Raw genomic sequence first — 26926 nt, forward strand, 5'->3', positions numbered from 1 at the left:
AGCCAAAGTGTACAACCAATATTAATTTAAACTAGATGAGACAGTTCGTTACCCAGCAAAAAAAAAGTCAGAACTTGTTAATATAGCAATAGCCTAATAACAAATTGACGCATACTTTTATTTATAAAATTATAGTGTCAGGGTAAAAGATTGCGGCATGACTTTAAACATCAATAAATTCCACTGGCTTAAACATTCTTAATTATTGAACTATATGAAATTAACACGGCATCTGTTTGTTTTTACAATCGCTTTAATCTCCTTTCATCTCCATGCGCAAACAATTTCTGCAGAGAAAATAATTAAGCAATACAGGAATGTATTTTCAACACCGCCGGCAAAAACGCCAGGAACTGTTGCCGTTGATGCACCTTTACTTGGAAATGGTTTTACGGCCGTTGCTATTTCCGGCAAACCCGAACAACAGAACTATTACCTTGCCCGGAATGATTTTTGGCGATTGAAATCCGGCTTTAATGAATCTTATCCCGCAGTATTAGGCAAGATCCAAATTAGTGTTCCGTCATTAACAGATGCGTCATATCATATTGAGCAGGATCTATACGACGCAACAACTATAGCTGATTTTCACAACACGTCTTCATCTGTCCGGATCATCTCGAAAATGATGGCAATGCAGGACATACTGACGATCGAAATCATTAATAACGGAAAAGACGTGATCACCGGCAATGCATTACTGACGCTGCCAGAAGACGATCAGTTTCACGTCAACCCACCGCTTGAAAATAAATTCACAGACACATCCGTTTCAGGAAATGATAATGGCACGCAGTGGATCGCAAGAGGCTTTACGAAGGATGTCACCATAAAAACTTTTGCATCTGCGGCTTTAAAAATAGTAGGTGATCAATCACATATTTTCACCATTTCTCCATCCCAAAAGGCCATGATTGTGTGCTCGTTCTCGGGCAACAACACATTAAGTAACTGCATTCAACTGGTAAAACAGAATACTAAGCGCATAAATTCAGAATACCTGAATCAAGCAAATACGCAACACCAAAACTGGTGGCATCATTTCTGGAACGAGAGCTGGATAAATATTGAAGATTCTGTAATTGCGCATCAATACTACGCTTCGCAATATACGATGGCATCGTGCAGCAGGGATGCGAAATTTCCTCCGGGCATATTCGGCAGCTGGGTAACCCGTGAAATTCCGGCATGGAACGGAGATTATCATCTTAATTATAATTACACAGCTCCGTTCTACGCTTTATACTCATCCAACCATTTGCAACAGGCATTGCCCTATGAAGCACCATTGCTTGACTTCATGCAACGGGGCAAATACTATTCTCAGAAGATCGCACAGATCCCGGACGGAATTTTATACCCGGTTGGCATTGGCCCGTTGGGCATAGAGACAACACGGGAAAATGACCTGATGCGCAAATACATGAATGGTTATATTTCCGAAAAGCAGGTAGAAGATGAGGGACTGTTCTTCGGTCAAAAAAGCAATGCAGCTTACTGTGCTGTAAACTTCTCCATGCAATTCTACAAAACATATGATATTGCATTTACCAAACGTGTTTATCCTTTCGTCAAAGCTGTAGCTGTTTTCTGGCAACACTATTTAAAGAAAGAAAATGACAGATACATTATTTTGAACGATGCAATACACGAAGGTACCATTGGCACTAAAAATCCGATTCTTTCCCTGGGCCTGGTGCCGTCAATTTTGAAAACAGCGATTGACATGAGTAGTTTGCTACATGTTGACGAGAGCGTGCGAAAAGACTGGCAAAACAAGCATGATTCAATTGCCCCATTTCCGCTCCAGGAAAAAAACGGAAGAACAGTATTCAGATATAGCGAAAAAGGCACTGCATGGTGGGATGGAAATACCCTTGGCATTCAACACATATACCCCGGCGGACAGATAGGATTAAATAGCGACAGCAGCCTTTTGCAAACTGCACGCAACACTATTGATGAAATGCAACGCTGGCTGGACATGAATGGCTCTAACAGCTTTTTTCCGGCAGCTGTAAGGGTTGGCTATAATGCAGATACGATACTGCAAAAATTACGTGAATATAGTTTGCATACCTATCCAAACGGTTTTCAGCTGAACAACCCACACGGAATCGAAAATTGCAGCACGGTGCCGAACACCATTAATGAGATGCTGTGTATGTCCCACCAGAATACAATTCGCGTTTTTGAAGTGTGGCCCAAAACAAAGGATGCAGCTTTTGAGAAAATCAGATGTGATGGCGCTTTCTTAGTTTCCTCAGCGCTAAAAGACCAATCAGTTCAATACATAAAAATTATGAGTGAAAAAGGAAAGGACTGTGTGCTAAAGAATCCATGGCCTAATAAACAGGTGATCGTAAAAAGTAATAAAAGAAAAGAAATGCATGTTAGCGGCGCGATCATCTCATTCAACACTGCTGCCGGAGAAGAGTTAATGCTGCTTCCCGGTTAACGCAAATCCTAACATAATACGCCAATCAGCTTGAACAACTCTCTAGGTTAATATCATTAACTAACGACACTGTAAGCTCCAGCGGAGCTTCCTGTTTAAAATCCGGATTTTTTAGTTTTCTAAATTATATTTTACATAGATACATTGATCTGGACATTGATATTGCCGCGGGTTGTTTTGGAATAAGGACATGTTTCATGTGCGGCTTCAACCAATGCTAATGCCTGTTCCGGTGATAGCCCGGGTAAACTTACATTCAACCTTGCCTGTAAACAGAATCCATCGTAATTGGTTGCCAGATCCACTTCAGCGTCAATGGCAACGTCGTTAGGAATTATGATTGACAACCTTGGAGCGTTGTGCCGCATGGCGCCAATGAAACATGCGGACCAACCTGCGGCAAATAACTGCTCAGGATTGGTTCCGGCTCCTGTTCCACCGGGTGTTGAAAGGTTAATTTCCAAACGGTCATCGCTGCTTTTGGCTTTGCCTTCACGACCTCCTGTAATGCGTACCGTGCCTGTGTATAACACTTTCTCTATTTCTACCTGAAAATCGTTCTTAACATCGATTAGTTGTTGCTCAGTCATGATATTCAATTTATGATTTGAAAATTATTTTGCATATCCTGCTGCTTCTGCAATTGCGTCAGCAAATGCTTGCGGAGTTTCCTGTGGCAGATTGTGTCCTGCTCCTTTTATGATGTGGTGCACATGCTTAGCTGTAAACATATTTGCATAGGCTGAGCCATCACTGGCAGGAACAACACCGTCTGAATCACCATCGAGCGTTACTGACGGCACTGTAATTTTCGGTGCCGTGGCTAGCTTTTCCTCAATAGCATCATATTGTTTTTCTCCCGGCTCCAGGCTCAGTCGCCAGCGGTAATTGTGAATCACGACAGCTGCATAATCGGAATTTTTAAATGATGCTGCAGAACGGTCATATGTAGCATCATCAAAATGCCAGTTTGGAGAAATGTTTTTCCATATCAATTTGTTGAAGTCATACCAGTTTGCAGTATACCCCACTTTACCGCGCTCTGTTGCAAAATAATATTGATACCACCAACCCCATTCAGCTTTTGGAGACAAAGGCTTTTTGTTTCTTTCGAGATTGTTAATCAGATAGCCATTTACACTTACCATTGCTATGCAACGCTCAGGCCATAGTGCAGCAATGATATTTGCAGTTCTTGCTCCCCAGTCAAAGCCGCCGATAACTGCTTTTTTAATATGGAGCGCATCCATCAGATCCAGAATATCCTGTGCAACTGCGGCCTGCTCACCGTTCCTGAAAGTGTCTTTATTAAGGAACAGCGTTGTACCATGCCCTCTTAAGTGAGGAACGATCACCCTGTAACCTTTGGCGGTCAGTAAACCCGCAACTTCGGTATAGCTATGTATGTCATATGGCCAGCCATGCAATAATATTACGGGCACGCCGTCTGCAGGACCCACATCAACATATCCCACATTCAAAACACCTGCATTGATTTGTTTAACGGAGTCAAAAGATGCCGCTACGTTATATTTTACATTGTTATCTGCGGAAGACGCAACAGCATCTATTGAACTGATGATTACTGTCACCACTAGAAATATCGCAACCGCCCATACACGAGAAAAAGCGTGCCTTGTATTATTTTTCATATCAGCGAAAAATTAAGAAGTGAGTAGATGATTGTTTTGCAATAATGCAGTGTAAAACTACCCGGCTACCCGTGCACTGAAAGGTTGCTTGTTGGTGAAGCGGACAAAATGATGGTTGAAATAGACAAAGCGTTTATTGATTAATTTTAGAAGGAGCTATACCAAATTGTTTTTTGAATGTGTAGGAAAAATGAGACAGATCTTCAAAGCCGAGATCGATATAAATATCTGACGGCGCTTTTCTTTTTGTGGTGATCAAATAATATGCTTCCTGCAGCCGTTTTTGAAGCAGCCAGCGACCGGGAGTTGTGTTGAATTGCTTTTCGAAATCGCGCTTGAAAGACGCTAGGCTTCTTCCGGTTAGATATGCAAACCTATCCAGGTGAACATTAAAGTGAAAGTTCTTGTTCATAAAAGCTTCCAGATCTATTTTGTACGGATCCGCAAAATCAAACAAAATATCCTTCAGCCTCGGATCCGCGTGCAATAGAAGCAATATGCCTTCTCTCAGCTTTAATTTCACCAGGCGCTCATCGTGAAAATTATCCGCCTGCTGATAATCCAGCATGGACTGGATATAGTTGTTAAAAAAAGCATTGCTGTTGATATCTATAACCGGATTGTCCATTGGCTTTTTATCTGCTGTTATTCCGTACTCGAGGCTAAAATCTTTCAACACCTCCTGAGTAAAATAAATGGACAGCGATTTGAAACTTTCCTTTTCCGAAGGTTGCTTAACAAATTTGAGCAATTGATTCCTTCGCACCAGGCGCAACGCACCAACTTTAGATGGATAGCTTTTTGATCCGTCGTTCAACGTTAACGTTCCGGAGATCTGATAGCTCAATGTATGGTCAGGCACAAAGTTCTCACCGTCCCGGCTAACATTGTAGTAGCAGGAATACAGAATAGCAGACTGTGTTTTACTTTCCATCTTCATCAAGATAAAATTGCTTTGGGCTCAAGTTGCTCTTTTATGCCGTAAATGCCACCTTCCCTGCCGATACCCGATTGCCTGAAGCCACCAAACGGCGCCAAAGGATCGTGGTGCATGGTGTTGATCAACACCCTTCCTGCGTTAATTTTCCTGGCAATATTATTTGCTCTTTCCACATCAGAGGAACTAATATACGCCTGCAATCCATAAATTGTATCGTTGGCCATACGGATTGCCTCTTCTTCTGTACGGTAAGTTAATATACTTAATACCGGGCCAAAGATCTCTTCGCGGGCAATTGTCATATCAGGCGTAACATTTGCAAATACTGTTGGTTTTACAAAATAACCTTCAGAAAATCCTTCAGGTTTCCCTTCCCCACCAATTAGCAATTCGGCACCTTCTTCAATACCGGATCGGATGTAGTGCTGAATGCGGTCATATTGTTTCTGATTGATCAATGGACCGATATCTGTTTTTTCATCTGAAGGCAATCCCACTTTTAAACCACGAACAAATTCCACAATACGTTCCTTTATTTCAGGAAGCAGTTTTTCTGGAACGATGAGTCTTGAAGCCGCAACACAGGCCTGACCATTGTTTTGAAAACAGGTATTAACGGCTAACGGAACCGCAGTTGCCAGATCAGCATCATCCAGGATAATATTTGGTGATTTACCGCTCATTTCAAGTGTTAGCCTTTTCATTGATTCGAGCGCATTGCGCGCTATTATTTTACCTACCGCAGTAGATCCTGTAAAGGTAACTTTCGCAATGTCAGGATGTGTTGACAACACCGGGCCAAGTGTTTCGCCACGCCCATTAATTACGTTGATCACGCCTGCTGGCAATCCTGCCTTATCAAAACATTCCATCAACACCCGGGTTTGCAAAATACTCAGCTCGCTCGGCTTAATAACTGTTGTACAACCCGCGGCAACAGCTGCAGCCAGCTTCACACAAACAGAACCTGCGTTGGAATTCCATGCTGTTAAAATAGCTGTTACGCCAATGGGAGTTGATACAACCTTTGATTTCCCAACCCGCTCTTCGAAATTAAAGTCCGCCAATACATCTTTGAAGTAAAGAAAAGTTTCTGCCGCGTAACGATTGGACCATAAGGCGCGCTGCGGTGTAGCACCATATTCTTCAATCGTGGCCTCTTTCAGATCTTCTACCCGATCCATAACGGCGTCATGCAAGCGCTGAAGATATTGCAGCCGTTCTTCTTTTGTAGATGTTGAGAACGATTCGAATGCTTTTTTTGCACTTTCGATAGCGCGTATGGTATCTTGTTCATCAGCAAGAACGGCTCTGCCTATGACCTGTTGATTAGCGGGGTTAATGATGTCGATGACTTCCGTACCATGCGGAGTGTAAAATTCTCCGTTGATGTACATTTTACTGATTTGCTTCATTGTGTTATAATTTGATAACGCAAATCTCGAACATCATCGCACGGTTGACTTTGGTAAAAAGCTCAATGTTGGTTTGTTGAAAAGCTCAGGGAGAATTTTTCGTTAAGAAAGAAACGTGTCCTACATCTTGAAGATGCAGGACACGTTTCTGCCGCTTGCTCACTTATGCACTTCTTAACATATCTGCATATTCATTTGGTAAAGGACTTTCTTCAACAGCTTTTGCAGCTTTTTCAATGTCATAGTTGAACCTGATAAATTCAACTTTTATCGAATCAGTTTTTTCGATGGAACCCTCTTCATTAATATGCAACATAACATATCCTCCGCGCGGGTCACCATCTTTTGGCTTTCCAACTGAGCCGATATTTACGGCATGCCTGAAATGATCTTTGCCGTCTGTACCGGAATTCAATATTCTGTGATAAGGTTTATGCGTGTGGCCGAAGCACATAATGTCTGCATCTGCATCCTGCATAATTCGCAGCAAACTTTTTTCGTCTCTGTCTTCGAATAAGTATTCGTTTATCTTTCGTGGACTGCCATGAACGAGCAGCAAGTTTAGCTTGTCGTTATTCAATTGAAATTCCACTTTTATGTGGGCAGGCAACGTTCTTAAATAAGCTCTTTGTTCGTTTTTAATAATTTCATTGGTAAAAGATATAGAAACACTTCCATTGGCTTTCTCTTGTTCTGTTTTGTATGCGCAGCCACATTCATTACTCATTCTTCCAATGCCAAAGTCATAATTACCTGCAATTGTAGGGATGCGACGGCTACGTATTTCATCAATCACTTCGTTAGGCCAAACATTATAGCCAACAAGATCGCCAAGACAGTATATGGCATCCGGATTTCTGGAATCAACATCTTTAAAAAAAGCTTCTAATGCCGGCAGATTTGCATGGATATCTGAGAAGAGTGCAATTTTCATCTTTGATTTATTAGTGGTTTTATGTGGTTAATGTACCGTAGTATTTTTTCCTTAGCCGGGATGCGACGTTAACTAAAGCGATCAGAGCCGGTACCTCAACCAATGGCCCTATAACTCCGGCAAAAGCCTGACCGCTATTAATTCCGAATATACCTATCGATACTGCAATCGCTAATTCAAAGTTGTTTCCGGCAGCCGTGAACGATAGCGCAGCATTTTGTGAATAGTCTGCACCAAGCGATTTTCCAAAGAAAAAAGTAACGAGAAACATGATCGAAAAATATGCTACCAGCGGAACGGCAATTCTAATAACGTCAAAAGGAATAGCAACAATTAATTTGCCTTTTAAACTGAACATGGCTACAATAGTAAACAGCAGCGCAATCAGCGTGGCCGGACTAATAAGCGGAATGAATTTCTTCTCGTACCAATGCTGCCCCTTAATTCGTATAAGAATAAATCTGCTTATCAATCCGGCTGCGAAGGGAATGCCTAAATAGATCAATACACTTTGTGCAATTTGATGAATGCTAATGTTAATATCAAGCCCTTTAAGCCCAAAATACGGAGGAAGGATGGTGATATAGAGCCAGGCGAAAAAGCTGTAAAAAAGCACCTGAAAAATACTGTTTAACGCAACTAAGCCTGCAGCATATTCCCGGTTGCCTTCGGCCAGTTCATTCCAAACTATAACCATTGCAATGCACCGGGCAATCCCTATCATAATAAGCCCGACCATATATTCGGGTTTATCGTGCAGAAATAAAACGGCTAAAAAAAACATTAACAGGGGCCCGATTATCCAATTCATCAGGAGCGAAAGAGAAAGAATCTTTGTGTTACGGAACACTTTTCCCAGTTGCTCGTATTTAACCTTGGCCAATGGTGGATACATCATCAATATCAATCCTGCTGCTATCGGAATGTTTGTTGTTCCGGATTGAAAGGAGTTAATGTAATCTGCTGTTTTCGGAATAAAGTATCCAATTGCTACCCCAACGACCATTGCCGTAAATATCCAAAGCGTCAAATAGCGATCTAAAAAAGTGAGCCGCTTTCTATTGGTAACAGGCGCACAAGTGCTGACGGACATATGTAGTAAAGATTATAGTTTGTAAAGATTAACAACAGCCGCTTCCCGGAGCACAACAACCAGGCTTACGAGCAAAAACAGTTATGCTGTAAATTCCTGTGTCGATCTTCCGGAACGCGTCAATTTCTTCCGCTTGTAAATATTTCGACAGAATATCGTCGGGAATATAAATGGCTTTCTCTTTTTGTATGGTTATCGACTCAAAGCCGGCATCTTTAATTAAAGCCAGGTATTCTGTTTTTTGAATAGCACCGCTAATACAACCAGCGTACATTTCTGCAGCTTCTTTTAAATTACCGGGCAATTCTCCCACCAAAACAATATCAGAAATACTGAAGTGTCCGCCAGGTTTAAGCACACGGAATATTTCACTGAAAACCCCTGCCTTGTTGGGAACCAAATTCAATACACAGTTGCTTACAATAACATCTGCAACGTTTGCCGATACGGGTATTTTTTCAATGTCGCCCTGCCTGAATTCCACATTGTTGAAATTGCGTCTTTCCGCGTTTTGCCTTGCTTTCTCTATCATCGCAGGAGTAAAATCGATTCCAATTACTTTGCCTGTTTCGCCTGTTTGCGACCTGGCGACAAAACAATCATTACCCGCACCGCTTCCCAAATCAATAACAACGTCTCCCGGCTTAATTTGCGCAAATTGAGTGGGCAGTCCACAGCCAAGCCCTAAGTCTGCGTCGGCATTATAACCTTCCAGTTTTGTATAATCGTCACTCATTATGTTGTATACCTCAGTAGAACATCCACCGGAACCACAGCATGAGGATTGATTTGTTTCTTTATCCTGTAAAGCTATTTCGCTATACTTCTGCCTTACAAGATCTTTCAGTTGTTGATCGGATGACATAAGTTTAATTTTTAAATCACTATCGCAATATTGCGATGATATTAGGCAAAAAAATCAGCAACACTTACCGGTAAGCGTTACTTCTTTAAAGAATGAGTTGAATAGTTCCTTGTATTTGATCCAGATCTTTGGTTCAATGCAGTAACAAACACTTGCGCCTTCAATATTTCCCTGAATAATGCCGGCTGTTTTGAGCTCTTTTAAATGTTGAGAGGTTGTAGCCTGGGCCAAACCCAGCTCCTCCACCAAATCTCCGCAAACACAGGCATTCTTTTTAACCAGGTACTGCAAAATGGCAATGCGGGCGGGATGGGCCAAAGCCTTTGCCATGGTTGCAATTTCATTTTGTTCTTTGGTAAATAAGTCTGCTTTTGTAGCTCCCATATCGCAATATTACGATGAATATTTATGGCGGCAAATTTTTTTTATAAGAGAAGAAGTAATCATCAATGTCAGTAGAAGCAAAAAGGTGTCCTACATTTTTGAAATGTAGGACACCTTTTTGCTATTTATTGTTATAATTTTTTTTAGAGCTAAAACTTCATCAATACCGGTAACGCCCTGAGAAAAAAATGTGTCCTACATTTTAAAAATGCAGGACACATTTTTTTCTAACTGTCAACAGCATACGCACTAATAGTAGCGTCCTGTCTTGATCAAATATGCTTTTAATAATGCCGGCTGATCAGTTTGAATAATATTAGCTCCATACTTTAATACTTCTTCATAAGCCGATGCATTTGAGGCTAAGGCTTTTTTATCAACATCTCCCAAAGCATTGATCCAGATTCTTGCATGGTTGTTTTTAATCGTACTAACAACATGCGCAGTATAGTGAGACGGATCGATATGCACTGCTTCCACTTTCATTTTAGGCATAAGTGTATCAACCATAATTGCATTCTCCGTTCTCATAAGATAGCGAAACGAAGGATCCGTAGCTCTCAGTGCATTTACCTGCTCCGGCTCATATGCCAGGAAAAAACAATTATTTTCAGAGTGTGTGCTTTTAACTGTCGCAACAATCTGGTCGATGGCTTCATCAGCCTTTATATCCAGATCCACCAGTATTTTTCCTTTAGCAACCATCAATGCTTCCTCCAGTGTAGGCACTTTCTCTTCAGTCGGTTGCCCGTTATGCATTAATCGCAGATTCCGGATTTCTGCAAAGGTTAGACTATCAACGCGTCCGGTTCCGTTTGTTGTTCTGTTTACCGTTTTATCATGCATAAGAACCAGCTTGCCATCTTTTGTTCTGCGAACATCCAGCTCAACAATGTCTATACCTAATTCAATGGCTTTTTTGAAAGATGCCAAAGAGTTTTCAGGTGCCTCAAGATGTGCGCCCCTATGCGCTGCGATCATTACAACAGAGGATTGAGGGTTCAGAAATGTTTCGTTTATCTTCTTAAAGCGCGCAGTTACGTCCTGGGCTATTGAAACGGTGCAAGAAATAACGCTTAAGACTAAAAAAGAAATGATTGACTTTTTCATTGGTTTTGCTTTATGGCTGATCTGCAAATAATTGTAACTTGTTTAATGTATGACATTAAATGAAAATAAACACGCAATTTGTTAGCGTTTGTCGATTTGGGGCAAAAGTAATTTTCATCGGGTTGTCATGGGTTTAACTTTGTGTTATCATCAAATATAAAGGCCCCCAACTAAAAAGAAAAGGGCGTAATTATGAGAAAATACTACTCACTTACTACTTGAACTTAAGGCTCTTTTATCTATAATTTATTTAGCTGCATTTTAATCTTGTCTCTTCCGGAATTTGCCTGAAAACTGCTTCATTCAAAAGAAAACAAAAGCCTCCGACTAAAAAGAAAGAGGCGTGTTGAATTAGACCTATTTTTAAAAAACTGTTCGAAAAATATTTGACCTGCGCATATGTTCATCCATCCACATTTTCCATTTTCTCCTCCTGCAAAAAAAACACTGCGCATATCGTGATAAAAAGCTCCCCCTAGAAAGAAAGGAGCGTACTATTCATATGTACTAAAGTGCAAACAAATTTACCGGTCGTTTAATTATAATCGTCTCCCAAAGCACAATTGTTTTGTAGACGTTTGTCGAATTATTCTATACAGGAAGCCTTAAACAATGGGTATTACACAATCACAGAAAAGTAAAAGCCCCTTCCTAAAAAGAAAGGGGCTAACTAATTATATTTATTTATTTCAGTTGGATAACTCGTAGTTTAATATGCTTACTCCAGTGTATTTTTCCATTTAGCAGTGCGGCCTGTTATCCATACAGGAAGATCCGGATTGTTAGTGGGGCTAATGATTGCCCAACCATCAGGATCAGAAGCCTGAACACCACTTGGATAAGTCATTTTTTCTTTCCACTTGAATCTTTCATATTGAGCAGCCGGATTTGTACCCAGGTATTTAATTAACCTGCGGGCAGCAGTATATGGCACTTCAAAGTTCAACATGTTGTAATGCAGCTGAAGCTGATTAAAAATTGCCTGAACTTTTTGAGTACTTGACATTGCATCAAATTTCTGAGCTGCAAATTCAGCATAGGCACTTGCATTATATTCCATTGCAGGCTTGGTATTGATCCTGGAATCATCCATAGTTGACGGCATGGCCGGCAAAGTTGACTTAGAATATTGATTTGATACATTCAGGTCGTACCAATACTTACATGATAACTCAATCGCTTTTTTGTAGTGATCGCGAGCAGCACCGTTCAATTGACCAAAACCTCTTACTGCTGCTTCAGCTAAGGAAAGCTCAGTTTCAACAGCATGAATAGTAGGATATTTCAACGCAAAGTTGAATTGCGGGCGCACATTGTATTCTGCAACAAGAATGTTCTCAGTACCTACGTTCCAGTTATTGTCTTCGTAGTTAGCACATTTGCTGCGAAGTGTTTTTAACAGGAATGCTTCACGTTTAGACAAATCTTTCTGTGATGCGTCATCCAAAGTGATTGACTGGCTGTTGTTTTTTCCGTAATAGAAAGTTGTTTTTGTTATATCAGTTAAGATAGGATCGTTGATATAATAACCACGCATAATCTGGTTAAAATAACTGTTTGCATCGGTTCCGCCATCCCATTTTGTATCAACGCCAAGGTATCTGCCGCTCCAGTCAGGAGAGAAGATGTAAGAAACGCGTGGGTCAACAGTACCATTTACCAGGCCTGTTGTTGAATTATCGCCGGCAAAATAGTATAATGTCTGTCCGTTCACCACTTTGCTTCCTACAGTCGGTTGACAATTCATTACATCCTGCAGGAATTTCTTGCCTGCACGGCAATCATCCGCTCTTTCTCTGTAAGCACGGGTAATACCCAGCTCATTACAAATACGGGAAGGTGCAATAACCGCGATGTCTGCTACACCAGCTACATCGTTATAATCAGACAGCAAAGGTTTGCCTGCCAGGTCAGCAAGCACCTGGCTTGTCAGGCTGGGTAGCTGCTCGCTCACATTCATTGCACAACGCAACCTTAATGAGTTAATGTATTTACGCCATTGCAAAAAGTTTCCATTAAAAAGAATGTCCTGCTGGGCAAATGACGCCTGCTCCGTTGCAGAAAGTGTCAGGTTGGTCAATACATCATCAGCAGCTTTAAAATCACTGATGATTTTAGGATAAATATCTGATTGCCCCAGGTATTTTGCTTTAACGCCATCAAGGCCACCAGCTGAACCTGTTTCAATGTAAGGAACCTTATCATACATATCAGTAGCTCTCTGATATGCATAACCCTTTAAAACATGCATCAGGGTTATGTACAGGCTATCCAGATTGCTTCGTTTTCCGGCAGGAATGTTGTTGTATTCACGTTGAGCCCAAAGTATTGGAGTGATCCATTGGGTATTAACAAAGTTAAATACAGACTCGTTAAAACCGCCGGTGCCCCAGTCGTGCTCAACATCCGCAAGGGAATAAGCGCTTCCTTCCGCAGTTGTGTGATAGATCTGAATCGCATTCCCCATGATCCTGTCTCCGCTTCTCACCTGGTGGTAAACAGAACCGTAATCGCCACTGAGGAAGAATCCCTGTGTTAATTGGGAAGTGAAAAATCCTGAGATAACGCTTACTCCGGACTTATCGGCCATTTCTTTCGAATACCCGTCGGGATTTTGGTATAAGTCTTCTAACTTCTTTTTACACGCTACCGAAGACAGTAACAGCGTAAACAAGAAAAATGATTTTATTTTTATGAATTTCATCTTAGTTGTTTTTAAAATTTAGCTTTAATAGAAAATCCTATTGAACGCTGTGTAGGTAACGCAGTTGTTCCGTAAGAACCCACGCCCCAACCTGTTCCGTTGGTTGATTCAGGTATTGAATTTGGTGCAGCTTTGTATAGATAAGCCACATTGTTTGCAAAAACTGAAATCACCAGGTTGCTCATGAACACTTTTTGAGCGAACCTTGGGTTCAAAGTGTAGTCAAGAGCCACGTTACGCAGCGCTATATAATCGCTTTTGTAGATCCTGTCTTCGGGGAAGAAGCCATTTGAGAAATAAGAATCATAATAATAATTCTCTGCAGAAACAACTTTTGTATTCTTTGTACCATCTTTGGCAACGCCATCCAATATCACACCATCGTGGAAGGTTGCGCCACCGTTGGGGTTTACGCCCGCAACTTTAGCAGAAGACGCATCCAGGTAGTAATCAGCTCCACCATGTGCAGCATCTCTGTATTTCAAAGACTCTTTTAAAACACCTGCAGCCATCATATAAGTTTCAGATCCTGACAGGAAGGTTGCACCAAACTGGTAGTCCATATTGGCAAGAACCCGGAAGTTTTTATAAGAGAAAGATGTAAAGAATCCGCCTGTTACATCAGGAATTGTTTTGCCAATCAACTTTGCAGTGCTCTGATAGTCATAGCTTGATCCCGCAGAGTTAACTACTTTTTTACCATTGTTTGGATCTTTAGGATCGTTTGGATTGTTGTAAGTGTAGTTTGATTTGGTCAGGTAAAGCATGCCATATTGTTGGCCAACATTTGCCACAGCATTTACTGAGTTGAACGCGTTCCACAATGTGAGTGACTGCAGTTTGCCATCCAGTTTCTCAACATAAGTTTTACCACTTGCAAACATCAAATTCACATCCCATTTGAAATCTTTCGTATAAATTGGTTTTGTTTTAATAGCCAGTTCCCATCCTCTGTTGGTAACCTCACCAGCGTTCATACGAATGTTCTTAACGCCCATACCGGGAGGTGCAGCTACAGCCATAATCTGGTCGTAGATATTAGATCTGTAATAAGAAAAGTCTACGCCAAGTCTTCTGTTCTTGAACAGGTAAGTTTCCAGGCCAAGCTCATATTCACGTTTACGCTCAGGTTTCAGATTAGGAATGCCATTCGCATCCATTGGAGGAAGATCAGATGGAGGAGTAAGTACATAACCGCCGCCGGTTTGTGATGTAGCATAGTTCACATTACTGAAATAGCGAGGGCCCGGACGACCTACATCAGCCCATGAAGCTCTTACTTTAGCATAATCTACCACCGCTGGCAGTTTCAGGCTCTGACTTAAAATCCAGCTTGCGCTTAAACCAGGGTAGAAATAACTGTTGTTGTTCGGAGGCAAAATGGATGACCAGTCTTGTCTGGCCTGTGCTTCTATAAAAAGCTGGTTTCTCCAGGCCATCTGTGCTGATGCCAGCAAGCTGTATAACATGTCCTCTCCGTTATTAAACTGGTATTGAGGTTGTACACCCAACGGCAGGTTGTTAAATGAGAAGTAGTTAGGAATAACCAGTTGTCCGTAACCATTAACAGAGGCGCCTTTTCCTTCTGTATAATTTCGTCTGATCGCACCACCTACAAAACCAGACAGATCAAAATCAGCATTTATTTTGGTATTGAAGTTCAGCATACCCTGGCCGTATGTATTTTTGTAAATGTTGGTCACATCACTGTACATAAAACCACTGTTAGGTCCTGTCAACTGAGGATCCAACAATTTACCTTTATATACATTTCTTTCGGTGCTGTAATCCATACCACCCATTACTGTAGCACTGAAGATCTTCGTCAGCTTAATGTCAGCTGTTAAAGACTGAATGTTGTGCGTTCTTGTGAAAGTGGACTGATTTTCCAGCTGATCCCATAGAAAACCTACAACAGCCTGCCTTCCGTTTGAAATCAGATTTCTACGTTGGGGGCTGGCGAAGTAGTTATAGCCATCAGGCGTTACCATGTGCGACTTTAACAAGCCTACATTAATATCTGCACTATACGCTCCAATGTTTGCCTGCTGGCCTTCACCGTTCATGGTGTTCAGGTTGGCTGCATTCACATTTTTGGAACTATAAAAGTTGCCTGTATATTTAAGCGTAATGTTATCGTTTAGTTTGTAAGATGTATTAAGACTGAAAGTATTTTTGGCATACTCAGAACCTGGCCTGATCGGAGTCATGTTCATATTAGTATATGAAAAACGGATCTGGCCCTGATCGTTACCACCACTTACAGCCACATTTGCAGTGTTCTGATGTCCTGTCTGGTACAGATCGTTGTAGATATTTTTGGTTTGAGCCTCCCATGGTCTTTCAACACCATCCCACCATACAAGCTTCACGCTTGGGTCGAAATGAGGTCCGAAAGCCGCAGCACCATATCCATCTCCTAAAGAAGTAGCGAGTGCTCTTTTTCCGTTTGCATCAATATAATATCCCTGGGCATCGTTCCTGGCGTTACTGGGGCTGGATCCTGTTCCATATTCATTTTGTAATTTAGGAAGGAACGCAGCACGATCCCATGTAGTGGTAAAAGAGCCTGCTACGCCTAAACCTTTACCTTTAGCACCGCTTTTGGTTGTAATAAGCACAACACCATTCGCACCTTCACTACCATATAATACAGATGCTTTAGCACCTTTCAGAATTTCGAAGGATGCAATGTCATCAGGGTTGATGTCGTTGATACCGGTACCGTTATCACGGTCTGTAGCACCATAACCCATTTGTGTATTTTGGTCGTGAATGGGAACGCCATCAACAACAATCAAAGGACGAGTTGATGAATTCTGGTCAAAAGACACCGCGTTACGAATGTTGATCTTCATACCACCTGATGGACCTGCGGCTGTAGCAGCAACCTGTACACCTGGTGCAGCACCATAGAGTGCCTGTAAAGCATTGGATGGGGTACCGCTGGCCATGATCCTGTCATTGTCAATTTTTGACACAGCATAACCCAAGGCTTTAGCTTCTTTTTTAATACCCAACGCGGTAACAACCACTTCCGCGCCAGCATCCTGTGCGCCAGTTAAAAGCGTTATCTGCATGGAAGAAGTTGCAGGGATCTCTTTGTTTGAATATCCCACATAGGATACAACCAAAACCGCACCCGGCTTTACTTTCAGCGTAAAGCTGCCGCTTTTGTCGGTAGCAACCCTGTTGGATGTTCCTTTTTCATTAATGGTTGCGCTTTCAAGACCGTTGCCGGCAGAGTCCCTGACCGTTCCTGCAACCGTCATTTTTTCTTGCCCATAGGCAAACATGCTTCCTATGCAGAGCAGCATAAAAAGCAAAAGACGTGTAGTTTTTGTCTTCATCGTTGTTTGTTGTTTAATTGAATAGTACAGATTTGAAGTACTCTTATGAAAGGGGTACATGTGTTAATTGTTAATTTTTCATTTTTCAGCAGGGTTACACTTTTTCATAGTTTTCCATTACTAAAGCGGCCGCTCCTATTAATTCAGCCTGGTGTCCTAAAGAAGATATTTCGATAGAAGTTTTCTCAGCTAATCTTGGAATGCAATGTTCATTTATAGCCTGTTGAATGGGCGCTTGCCATAATTTACCGGCAGAAGCACCCCTGCCACTTAAAATGATGACTTCAGGATTCAACACGTGAATAAGAATAGCAGCTGCACGTCCGATATTATAACCAGATTCAGAAAGCAATTCGATGGAGAACTTATCACCTTTGGCAGCAGCATTTATTATGGTATCACTCGCCTGTTCATAGTTTTCCGGAATACGTTCCAATACTGAGATCTTTCCATTATTCAGCCCGGCTTGTGCCTTTTCTGAAACTACCGCAAGTGATGCTTCTGTTTCAAGGCAACCGGATTTACCACAACTGCAGATCTTACCATTTGAAAAAAGCGGCATATGACTGAATTCACCGGCAAAGCCATTATTACCCCTGAATAATCCCGCATTCAGGATCAACCCTAAACCTATACCCCACCCAATGTTTATCACCATTGCGTTACGTTTCTTTTTGGCTGCGCCAAAACGCAGTTCGGCCAGGGCTATCAAACTGCTGTCATTATCAATAAATACAGGTATACCTACCCGCCCTTCCATAAACTCTACAATGCTTTGCTGTCTCGTTTCGAAGAAGGAATAATTAAGACCTTTCTGGATATCAACAAATCCCGGCATTCCTATACCAACGCCTGCTATAACAGTCTTTTCAATTCCGGAAGCCCCCACCAATTCATTGATCTTTTGAGAAACCAGATCCAATGCGTCGTAAGCATCTGCCAGCGGCAGATCGAATTTCACCACCGGAGTAACAAACCTGTTATGCATATCCATGATAGCAATCCGGCTAACAAACTGATCCATTGCCACTGCTACTACATAAATAATATCAGGCTTAATCGCGTAGGTTTGCGGCCGGCGCCCTCCTGTTGAGGGTGCATAACCCGTTTCCAATACCGCCCCGGCACCGATGAGTTCGGCCAACATTTTGGTTGTAACAGGAATGCTTCTATCAATTCTCTCGCTTATGTCTGAACAAGACAATATGTTTTCGAAATACAGCTGACGCAGTATTTTTCTACGGTACAGAAGATTTTTGCCTGGCATAAGCAATGGTAATTGTAAATAAGGCGGCATAATTAGAACTAAACCTGCAATTAGTTTGTAGACGTTTGTTTAATAGAAATAAAATTAGGTAAGTATTTTGCTTTTTTAATTAGACCATGATGCTTTTGATAAAATTTAAAATGTATTGGATAATTTTGAGAAAGAAATTGGATGTTAGAGTAAACCATTATGAATCAAAATATAATTCGATCTAAAGAATGTTCGTTTGTTCATACAAACTTTTGCCGTCGAAGCGTTCGGAAAAGCGTCCATTATGGTCTGAAATTGCTGTATGTGTGCCAATGACAGATTTGTAAAAAGTTGATTTTGATTAGTGCCGCAAGTTGCATTGTGGGGAAGGAGCGATCGCCCGTCCGAACGGAGTCATCCGGGCGGAGGTTTGCCTTGAATTTTCTTTCCTGCCCGACTAGTCATTCAGGCGGGGGTTACTTTCTTTTTTTCAAGAACGAGAAAGTAACAAGCGCAAAAAATGAAAAGGCCTGATTCGTGAAACGTCTGACCCGCTAATTTGTTGTTGGTAGGCTTAAGCACATTGCTATGCCTCATACCAACAACGGCGGTCAGCGTGATTGTGCAAGTCCTGTCATTTTGTTTTTGATTGTGGCAAACCAAATTCCCAAGACAAGGGAGCTTAAAATTGGATTTAGGATTATAGAACAGATATTTTAAAACGTTATTTGAAGCAACAGACTTTTTCTTGCTTCTGCCGGAAAAATCGATTTCTCCTGAAATAATACAATTCTTTCAAGTAAATTTAGATAACAAGACTGTGATTGTTGCGCTGGCACATTTCCTGTGGCTTAAAAATGCCAGGAGAATAAAACCAATTGAAGATTAAAGACCAACTGCCAATAATTTCCAATTAATGCTGTAAACAAATCAACCACCTATGACACCGGTTTCCAGGAGAGCTTTTATCAGAAATACAGGAGGTGCCAGCATTGCACTCTGGCTGGGCGTTTCATACGATAGTTATGGTGGAAAAACGCCTGATGCATCCCTGGCAAAAAATTTCACACCGTATATTCTTGTAGAGTCAAACGGTAATATCACCATTTACAATACAAAACCTGAAATGGGCCAGGGAACTTTTCAATCCATCCCTGCATTGATAGCGGAGGAATTTGAAGTGTCCCTCGACCAGGTTATCATTAAACAATCCAACGGGGAAAAAGAATTGGGGAATGCCCAAAGAGCAGGAGGCAGTTCATCCATAAGAAACAATTACACAGATCTCAGAAAGATTGGCGCTTCCGCCAGGGAAGTATTCATTACGGCAGCCAGTACTAAATGGGGCGTTGACGTTGCAAGTTGTTACGCTGAGAACGGGAAAGTGATTCACAAACAAAGCAATCGAAAACTTGCTTATGCGGACCTGCTGGAAGAAGCTTCCAAACTCGAGCTGCCAAAAGAACCAAAATTAAAAGATCCAAAAGATTTTAAAATATTAGGCAAACGCATCAAACGGCCGGACGTCGCGCTAAAAACAAACGGAAAAGCCGAATTCGGTATCGATGCACAAGTGCCGGGCATGTTGTATGCCAGTGTAGAAAGGTGCCCGGTGATAGGTGGTACCCTAAAAAGTTTTGACGCCGGTGAAGCGCTGAAAATTCCCGGCGTTGAGAAAGTTGTTGAGACCGAGAAAATAATGGGGCGGCATCATTCAGTCGGCGTTGCCGTTATTGCCAATTCTTACTGGACCGCACTGCAGGCCCGGAAGAAACTAAAAATTGAATGGGATACAAAAGGGTTTGAAACATTTAATTCCGTTGATTTTGAAAATCGTTTGCGTGAGCTTGCAAAGGAAGAAGGCATAATTGATAAAAATACGGGCGCGATTGAAACACTGAATTTGCCAAAGGAAAACATAGTTGATGCTTTCTATGAAACACCGATGGCAGCGCATCACACATTGGAACCGATGAACTGCATTGCCCAGGTAAAAGGTGACCAGGTTGAGATCTGGACATCCACGCAAGTGCCCAGCTCAGTTACCGGCAACGGCGCGAATGATCTTCATAAACAAATCGGTTTTTCTCCCGATAACATTAAGCTGCACGCAAAATTTATTGGTGGCGGTTTGGGCAGAAGATTGTATATCGATTTTATTATTGAAGCTGTAAACATTGCCAAACAAACAGACAAACCTGTAAAGGTTATCTGGTCAAGAGAAGACACTACCGAATTCGGACCATTCAGGCCGATGACGTTCTCTCAACTGAAAGGTGGCTTTTCTGACGATGGCAAGCTGGTTGCATTTGAGCACAAAGTGATCAGTCCCTCCTACCAGGAATCTATGCGAACAGATTTCGACAAAACCAAAGTTGACAAAACAATGGTTGAAGGCATTGGCGAACAGGCGTACGAAATTCCAAATATCAAAACATCCTTTGTAAGAGCTGACTTTCATATACCTGTTGCCGCCTGGCGATCTGTAACAAGTTCTACCATCTCTTTTCCGCATGAATGTTTTATTGATGAACTGGCCTACAAGGCAAAAAAAGATCCGATGGACTTCAGAATGGAACTTCTTTCCAAACCATCAGATACAAAAAGAGTCCTGCAGAAATTAAGAGAAGTTTCCAGCTGGGATAAGCCGCTGCCCAAAAATAAAGGCCGTGGTGTAGCCCAGTGGGAATTCTTTGCAGGCTTATGTGCACAGGCGGTTGAAGTAACTTACAACGAAGACAGATCCATTAAGGTTGATAAAGTTTATGCAGTTATTGATCTTGGTGAAGTGGTAAGCCCTGACAACGTGAAAAACCAGGTAGAAGGGGCGATTGTGATGGCTTTGGGTGCCGCAATAAAACCAGGCATAACATTCGACAAGGGCGTGACCATGCAACATAACTTTTACGACAACCCGCTGATCCGCATTAATGAGGTACCCGAAATTGAAGTGCATATACTGGCAGAAGGCGGCAAAGTTAAAGGTGTGGGAGAACCCGGATTACCGCCATTTGCACCAGCATTGGCCAATGCAATTTTCGCAGCCACAGGAAAGCGTATCCGAAAAATGCCGTTCGACATTAAAAGCGTTTAGATTATCCGGCTTTAGTTTGAATTTCGTAACGAAATGTTTGAAATTTATAAAGCGCTACTAAAAAGATTGAAATATTTTTATAATACACGTTTTGCTTAAACACTTGTAAATCCATCAACCTGCAATAACAGAAATAAATTGCCAGCTTATGATCACACTAAATGTTAATCAGAAATCCTATAAAGTAGATGTTGATCCCAACATGCCCCTTCTATGGGTAATAAGAGATGTGATTGGCCTTACAGGAACAAAATACGGTTGCGGCGTGGCGCAGTGCGGCGCATGTGTTGTTCACCTGGATGGTGAAGCCGTTCGTTCCTGCGTTACAAAAGTCAGCCGTGCCGAGGGGAAAAAAATTGTAACAATAGAAGGCTTGTCACAGCACAACGACCATCCGCTGCAGCGTGCATGGCAGGAGATTGACGTGCCACAATGCGGTTATTGCCACTCAGGCCAGCTAATGTCGGCTGCAGTATTGCTTCGCGAAAATCCCAATCCAACGGATAAGGATATTGACGCTGCCATGGCTGGAAATATTTGCCGTTGCGGTACCTATCTGCGCATTCGCAAAGCAATTCACTTAGCAGCGGAAATGCAGCGCAAGGGAAAATAAACTACATCATCACGCATAGCTAAATCCACGCGAGGTTATGAAACAACACTCAGCAATGAAACCGACAAATTTTCCTTTAAAAACAATAACGGTAATGGCCATTATTCTTTCTGTAATAGGAATAATGACCACCGCATTTAAAGCCAGGGTTTCGCCGGGCGGTAATCCAGAGTCCAGTAAAATGAAAAGGGACTCACTGGCATCCGTACAGGCATTTATGGATGTGTACAAGGTATTGATGAGCCCGAGATGTATGAATTGTCATCCTGCCGGAGAAGCACCGCTGCAGGGCGATGACAGCCATATACACATTATGAATGTACAACGCGGCAAAGATGGAACCGGCCTTTACTCAGCCAAATGTTCCAATTGTCATCAGCCAACAAATGTTCCGGGAGAACATACACCTCCTGGCAATCCGAAATGGCAATTACCTCCGGGCGATATGAAAATGGTTTTCCAGGGTAAAACAGCCAGGCAGTTGGCCATGCAAATAATGGATTACAATCAGAATGGCCATAAGAACAAAGAACAACTGCTCGAGCATGCACACGATACACTGGTAAAAGCAGCATGGAACATGGGTGAAGGACGCACGCCGCCACCATTAACTCACGAAGAATTTGTTGCGGCCTGGAACAAATGGATTGAAACAGGGGGCTACGCACCCGCTGAATAGCAAAAGTTTCTCGCGGCGCTCGCAAAGAGGCGGCGACGCGGCGATAGATATTTCACGCGGCGAACGCAAAGGAGCGGCGGCGCGGCGATAAATACAATATATTAATTAACGTAGCGTCGTTGCTTCGCCGCGCCCGTTGCGTGAAACAAATAAAATAACACACGTAGCGCCGCTGCTTCTTAGCGTCCGCTGCGTGAAATAAAAAACAAACTGAAATGTCACAGACAACAGATGTAAAACAGATCTCCAGGAGAAATTTTCTGAGAGTATCCGGACTTACCGGAACTGCACTGTTCCTGGGATTCTACTTTCCTGCAAGCGGCAAAGAAGGAAAAGTGGTTGCTGGCGCTGATGCCAACGAGCTGGGCATAGAAATGAATTCGTGGATCCTTATAGATACAAACGGTAAAGTGACCATTGTTGATCACAGGGCAGAAATGGGACAAGGTTCATTCCAGTCTGTGCCGCAGATTGTTGCTGAAGAACTTGAAGTTGATCTGAAGGATGTCAACGTAATCTTTGCACAAGGCAACCAGGCAAAATATGGCAGCCAGATCACCGGCGGCAGTTCAACCATTCGCGGCTCTTACAAAAATCTGTTGAACTTAAGTGCATCCGCAAGAGAAATGTTGATTGCCGCAGCAGCGGCAAAATGGGGTGTACCCAAATCAGAATGCTATGCACGATCAGGACAGGTTTTTCATAAATCATCCAAAAAGAAATTTCATTACGGGGAGCTGGTTGTAGCAGCCTCCAAACTTGAAGCACCTAAGGATATCGTACTTAAAAAACCTTCGGACTACAAGCTGATCCGGAAACCGCTTCATCGCAGGGATTCACCTTTGAAAACAAATGGAGAAGCCGTATTTGGCCTGGACAAACGCCTTCCGGGAATGGTGTTTGCAGCAGTAGAGCGAAATCCGAGATTACGTGGCACCATAAAAAGCTATGATGATACCGAAGCGAGAAAAGTGCCCGGCGTTAAGCAGGTGATCAAAGTGAAGATGAAGGTGTTTCAATCTTATCGTGAGGGTGTTGCTGTAATTGCCAACTCAACCTGGGCCGCCATGCAGGGAAAAAAAGCGTTGAAGGTAGAATGGGATGACAGCAGCTTTGAACACCTGAGCTCAGATGAGATCTACAGCCGGATGAAAGAGGCGCTCAATACCAAAGAAGGATTGTCATTTAAGTCGCAGGGTGATGTAAACAGCGTTATTCAGCAGGCACAAAATAAAATCGACGTTATTTATGAAACGCCTTACCAGGCGCACTATTGCATGGAGCCTTTGAACTGCGTTGCCAACTATCAAAAAGACAAACTGGAAGTGTGGGGCCCCATTCAGGCACCAGACTGGGTACAGGATTTTTTAAGTAAAGAAATGGGACTCGCGAAAGAGAATGTAATCATCAACATGACTTTCCTGGGTGGCGGTTTTGGCAGAAAAGCCTTCCTGGACTATCCACATGAAGCAGCGGTGATCTCCAAAGAAATCGGAGCACCCGTTCAGGTCGTATGGACAAGAGAAGATGATGCTACACAGGGACCTTTCAGGCCTGGCGTAAGTTACCGCTGCGAAGGTGTAATTGAAAACGGTGAGATCAGTGCCTTCAAGGTAAAACTTGCAGGGCAGAATATAGGCCATATGGACGGCGGTGGTAAAGACAAGCCAAACGACAGCGCCTCTGAAGGATTTGTAAAACATTATTTCGATAGCATTAAAAATCTAAGCATCCAGGATGTTCCTTTTGAAACACCCATACCTATTATGTGGTGGCGATCTGTGTATGCATCAACCAATGGCTTTGCTTTTGAAAGTTTTGTAGATGAGTTGGCAATACAGGCTGGAAAGGACCCGCTTGAATTTAGAAGGCAATACCTGAAAGACGAAAGATGCCAATTGCTTATCGATAAAATGGAAGAAATTTCCGGCTGGAAAAACAGGAAGAAAAACGAAGGGTTTGGTGTGGCTATTACAGAATGTTTTGCATCAACTGTTGGCCAGGTGGTAAAAGTGTCAAAGGATGTTGATGGGAAAGTAAAAATTGACCAGGTGTGGGCAGTAATGGATTGCGGCTGGTACGTTAACCCCGACATTATCAGGGCACAGGTGGAAGGCAGCATTATTATGGCTTTGGGCGCAGCAACAATTCATGAAGTAACTTTTAAAGACGGTCTTGCGGAGCAAAAGAATTTCTATGCGTATCAAATGCCACGTATTACTGATGCGCCGCCGATAGAAATACATATAATGGAGAACAGTGCGGATGCAGGTGGCGTTGGAGAACCCGGGCTACCACCTTTCACACCGGCTCTTACAAATGCAATATTTGATCTGACAGGAAAACGAATAAGAAAACTGCCGTTTAATTTAGCGAGTGTTTAGGCGATGGAATGTTTTAATGGAACGGAGGGTTTTGAACCATATGAGGCATATAAGGGAGTATAAGAGCTTATGCCAGAGGATCATAACAACCGGAGCAGCCTTACATTTAATCAACTAGTTTATGCCTTTCCCCATTGACCATTCACTATTCACGGGCTGTATAGAGGCACATAAGGGTGTGTAAGAAGTTGCGCCCACGGATGATTATGACTAGAGCCGTATGCATTTACTCAACCAGTTTGTGTCCTTCACCATTGACCATTCACTATTCACTGGTTATAATTTAAATCTTAAACAATGATCTCTTTCTATGAAAGAACTGAACGATATAGTGGCCGCTTATGACAGGGCTGTTCTGCAAAAAAAGCAAACAGCGCTTGTTAGTGTGGTAAAAGTAGATGGCTCATCGTACCGCAGACCCGGCGCGAGAATGCTGGTTACTGAAGACGGAGAGATTACCGGTGCCATTAGTGGAGGATGTCTTGAAGGTGATGCTTTACGCAAAGCTCAACTCGCCATGTTTGAAAAAAGAAACAAACTGGAAATTTACGATACCACTGACGACGAAGACAACAAACTTGGCATTCAGCTGGGATGCAACGGCATCGTTTATATCCTGTTTGAACCTTTGCAGATCCATGATCCGCATAATCCGTTAAACTTATTAAAGAGGGTTGCTCATAGCAGAAAGGATGCAGTAATAGCAACGATTTTCAATGAAGATAAAAGATTACACCAGCAGGGGACTGTTTGCCTTGTGAATGAAAATGAAACGATAGCCTTGTATGCTGATGCGGATCTGCAGGCAGATGCAAGTGTGGTACTTGGCTCAAAAAATTCTTCTGTAAAAAACTATGGCGATCACACAGCTTTGTTTCAGTTTGTTCCACCATCTATTCAATTAGTTGTTGCAGGCGCGGGAAATGATACGCAACCGCTTACAGAAATGGCGTATATACTTGGCTGGAATATTGTGATTGTTGATGGAAGACCAGCACATGCAACGCAACAGCGGTTTCCGAAAGCGGGTAAAGTATGCGTTGCGAAACCACAAGAAATTTTGAGCGCGGTAAATGTGGATGAAGAGTCGGCTTTTGTTTTAATGACGCATAACTACAATTACGACCTGGCCGTTTTGGAACAGATCATGCGGACCAACTGCAGTTACATCGGTGTTCTTGGACCGAAGAAAAAATTGCAAAAGATGTTTGATGAGCTGGTTGAAAAAGGCACTACAATAAGCGAAGATGCATTACAAAAAATATACGGCCCGGTTGGGTTAGATATCGGCGCTGAAACTTCCGAAGAAATTGCATTATCTGTTATTGCAGAAATTAAAGCAGTGTTCTCCGGAAGAAACGGCACTTCATTAAGAGAAAGAAAGGTTGAAATTCACGCACGTCCAATTATGTAAGATGCATAAAACCGCAACCGTTATCCTGGCAGCAGGCAGTTCTACCCGTCTTGGGCTTCCCAAACAATTACTCGCTTACAATGGAAAAACATTATTGCAGCATGCAATTGACGAAGCTGCCAAAGCAGGTGCAGATCCCATTGTAGTTGTATTGGGATTTAAGGCTGAAGAGATTTCTGAGACAATTAAACGCAATAATGTCGAGCTCTTTATCAACGCCGGTTGGGAGCAAGGTATGGCATCCGGAATTTCCGGCGGAGTTGGCAAGGCATTGCAGCTCGATGAGAAGCTGGAACAACTCATCATCACCGTTTGCGATCAGCCTTTTGTTACGGCATCCCTTTTTAATGAATTGAAAAAAGTTCAACGGGAAACTCAACAGCATATTGTAGCCTGTGCGTATGCAGATACAATAGGCACACCTGTTCTCTTCACAAAAAAATACTTTTCTCATCTACAGGCACTTACCGGCGAAGAAGGCGCAAAAAAAATTGTAAAAACGAATATGGATGATGTTGCAGCTGTTGAATTTTCACCAGGCGAAATAGATATAGATACTGTGGACGATTATGATGGCCTGGTGCAAACCGAATAGCCGGA

19 protein-coding genes are annotated in these 26926 nt (G+C 42.3%); 7 read left to right on the plus strand and 12 right to left on the minus strand.

The features are described from left to right. The first annotated feature begins 214 nt into the window (after nucleotides 1-214). Complete coding sequence (locus QTN47_RS15150; RefSeq protein ID WP_369330236.1) at nucleotides 215-2458, plus strand: glycosyl hydrolase family 95 catalytic domain-containing protein; 2244 nt, start codon at nucleotides 215-217, stop codon at nucleotides 2456-2458. Between the two features lie 131 nt (nucleotides 2459-2589). Here QTN47_RS15150 and QTN47_RS15155 read toward each other — a convergent pair whose 3' ends face one another. The 12 genes from QTN47_RS15155 to QTN47_RS15210 all read right to left on the minus strand — a co-directional run bounded on the left by QTN47_RS15155 (nucleotide 2590) and on the right by QTN47_RS15210 (nucleotide 18172). Beyond that, entirely contained in the window at nucleotides 2590-3048 is a 459-nt protein-coding gene (locus QTN47_RS15155) for an organic hydroperoxide resistance protein (RefSeq protein WP_369330237.1), read from the minus strand. Between the two features lie 24 nt (nucleotides 3049-3072). After that, nucleotides 3073-4110, minus strand: coding sequence for an alpha/beta fold hydrolase (locus tag QTN47_RS15160; RefSeq protein ID WP_369330238.1), 1038 nt, complete (start codon nucleotides 4108-4110; stop codon nucleotides 3073-3075). Nucleotides 4111-4243: 133 nt separating this feature from the next. Beyond that, nucleotides 4244-5044: a helix-turn-helix domain-containing protein gene (locus tag QTN47_RS15165; RefSeq protein WP_369330239.1), complete on the minus strand. Its 801-nt coding sequence runs from the start codon at nucleotides 5042-5044 to the stop codon at nucleotides 4244-4246. 5 nt (nucleotides 5045-5049) lie between these two features. Next, a complete protein-coding gene (locus QTN47_RS15170) occupies nucleotides 5050-6465 on the minus strand; it encodes an aldehyde dehydrogenase family protein (RefSeq protein ID WP_369330240.1) in 1416 nt (471 codons plus the stop codon). A gap of 163 nt (nucleotides 6466-6628) precedes the next feature. Next, nucleotides 6629-7399: a metallophosphoesterase family protein gene (locus QTN47_RS15175; protein WP_369330241.1), complete on the minus strand. Its 771-nt coding sequence runs from the start codon at nucleotides 7397-7399 to the stop codon at nucleotides 6629-6631. Between the two features lie 19 nt (nucleotides 7400-7418). Next, nucleotides 7419-8492, minus strand: coding sequence for an ACR3 family arsenite efflux transporter (arsB, locus tag QTN47_RS15180; RefSeq protein ID WP_369330242.1), 1074 nt, complete (start codon nucleotides 8490-8492; stop codon nucleotides 7419-7421). A 28-nt stretch (nucleotides 8493-8520) separates the two neighbouring features. Further along, a complete protein-coding gene (locus QTN47_RS15185; RefSeq protein ID WP_369330243.1) occupies nucleotides 8521-9357 on the minus strand; it encodes an arsenite methyltransferase in 837 nt (278 codons plus the stop codon). Between the two features lie 54 nt (nucleotides 9358-9411). Further along, the gene (locus QTN47_RS15190) at nucleotides 9412-9741 is read right to left on the minus strand and encodes an ArsR/SmtB family transcription factor (protein WP_369330244.1); all 330 of its coding nucleotides are present in this window, start codon (nucleotides 9739-9741) and stop codon (nucleotides 9412-9414) included. 249 nt (nucleotides 9742-9990) lie between these two features. Then, on the minus strand, nucleotides 9991-10851 hold the full coding sequence (locus tag QTN47_RS15195; RefSeq protein WP_369330245.1) for a glycerophosphodiester phosphodiesterase family protein: 861 nt from the start codon (nucleotides 10849-10851) through the stop codon (nucleotides 9991-9993). Nucleotides 10852-11569: 718 nt separating this feature from the next. Further along, nucleotides 11570-13555, minus strand: a complete 1986-nt coding sequence (locus QTN47_RS15200; protein WP_369330246.1) for a SusD/RagB family nutrient-binding outer membrane lipoprotein — start codon at nucleotides 13553-13555, stop codon at nucleotides 11570-11572. Nucleotides 13556-13566: 11 nt separating this feature from the next. Further along, a complete protein-coding gene (locus QTN47_RS15205; protein WP_369330247.1) occupies nucleotides 13567-16905 on the minus strand; it encodes a SusC/RagA family TonB-linked outer membrane protein in 3339 nt (1112 codons plus the stop codon). A 94-nt stretch (nucleotides 16906-16999) separates the two neighbouring features. After that, entirely contained in the window at nucleotides 17000-18172 is a 1173-nt protein-coding gene (locus QTN47_RS15210; protein WP_369330248.1) for an ROK family transcriptional regulator, read from the minus strand. Nucleotides 18173-19082: 910 nt separating this feature from the next. Here QTN47_RS15210 and QTN47_RS15215 point away from each other — a divergent pair. The 6 genes from QTN47_RS15215 to QTN47_RS15240 all read left to right on the plus strand — a co-directional run bounded on the left by QTN47_RS15215 (nucleotide 19083) and on the right by QTN47_RS15240 (nucleotide 26921). Next, the gene (locus QTN47_RS15215) at nucleotides 19083-21236 is read left to right on the plus strand and encodes a xanthine dehydrogenase family protein molybdopterin-binding subunit (RefSeq protein WP_369330249.1); all 2154 of its coding nucleotides are present in this window, start codon (nucleotides 19083-19085) and stop codon (nucleotides 21234-21236) included. A 148-nt stretch (nucleotides 21237-21384) separates the two neighbouring features. Beyond that, nucleotides 21385-21849 carry a (2Fe-2S)-binding protein gene (locus QTN47_RS15220; RefSeq protein ID WP_369330250.1) on the plus strand — a complete coding sequence of 155 codons (465 nt, stop codon included), beginning with the start codon at nucleotides 21385-21387 and terminating at the stop codon, nucleotides 21847-21849. A gap of 55 nt (nucleotides 21850-21904) precedes the next feature. Then, a complete protein-coding gene (locus QTN47_RS15225) occupies nucleotides 21905-22528 on the plus strand; it encodes a hypothetical protein (RefSeq protein ID WP_369330251.1) in 624 nt (207 codons plus the stop codon). Nucleotides 22529-22743: 215 nt separating this feature from the next. Then, complete coding sequence (locus QTN47_RS15230; protein ID WP_369330252.1) at nucleotides 22744-24912, plus strand: xanthine dehydrogenase family protein molybdopterin-binding subunit; 2169 nt, start codon at nucleotides 22744-22746, stop codon at nucleotides 24910-24912. Nucleotides 24913-25222: 310 nt separating this feature from the next. Then, nucleotides 25223-26326, plus strand: coding sequence for an XdhC family protein (locus tag QTN47_RS15235; RefSeq protein WP_369330253.1), 1104 nt, complete (start codon nucleotides 25223-25225; stop codon nucleotides 26324-26326). A gap of 1 nt (nucleotide 26327) precedes the next feature. After that, entirely contained in the window at nucleotides 26328-26921 is a 594-nt protein-coding gene (locus tag QTN47_RS15240; RefSeq protein WP_369330254.1) for a nucleotidyltransferase family protein, read from the plus strand. Nucleotides 26922-26926: the final 5 nt, after the last annotated feature.

Source organism: Danxiaibacter flavus, assembly GCF_041060425.1.
GTDB lineage: Bacteria > Bacteroidota > Bacteroidia > Chitinophagales > Chitinophagaceae > Danxiaibacter > Danxiaibacter flavus.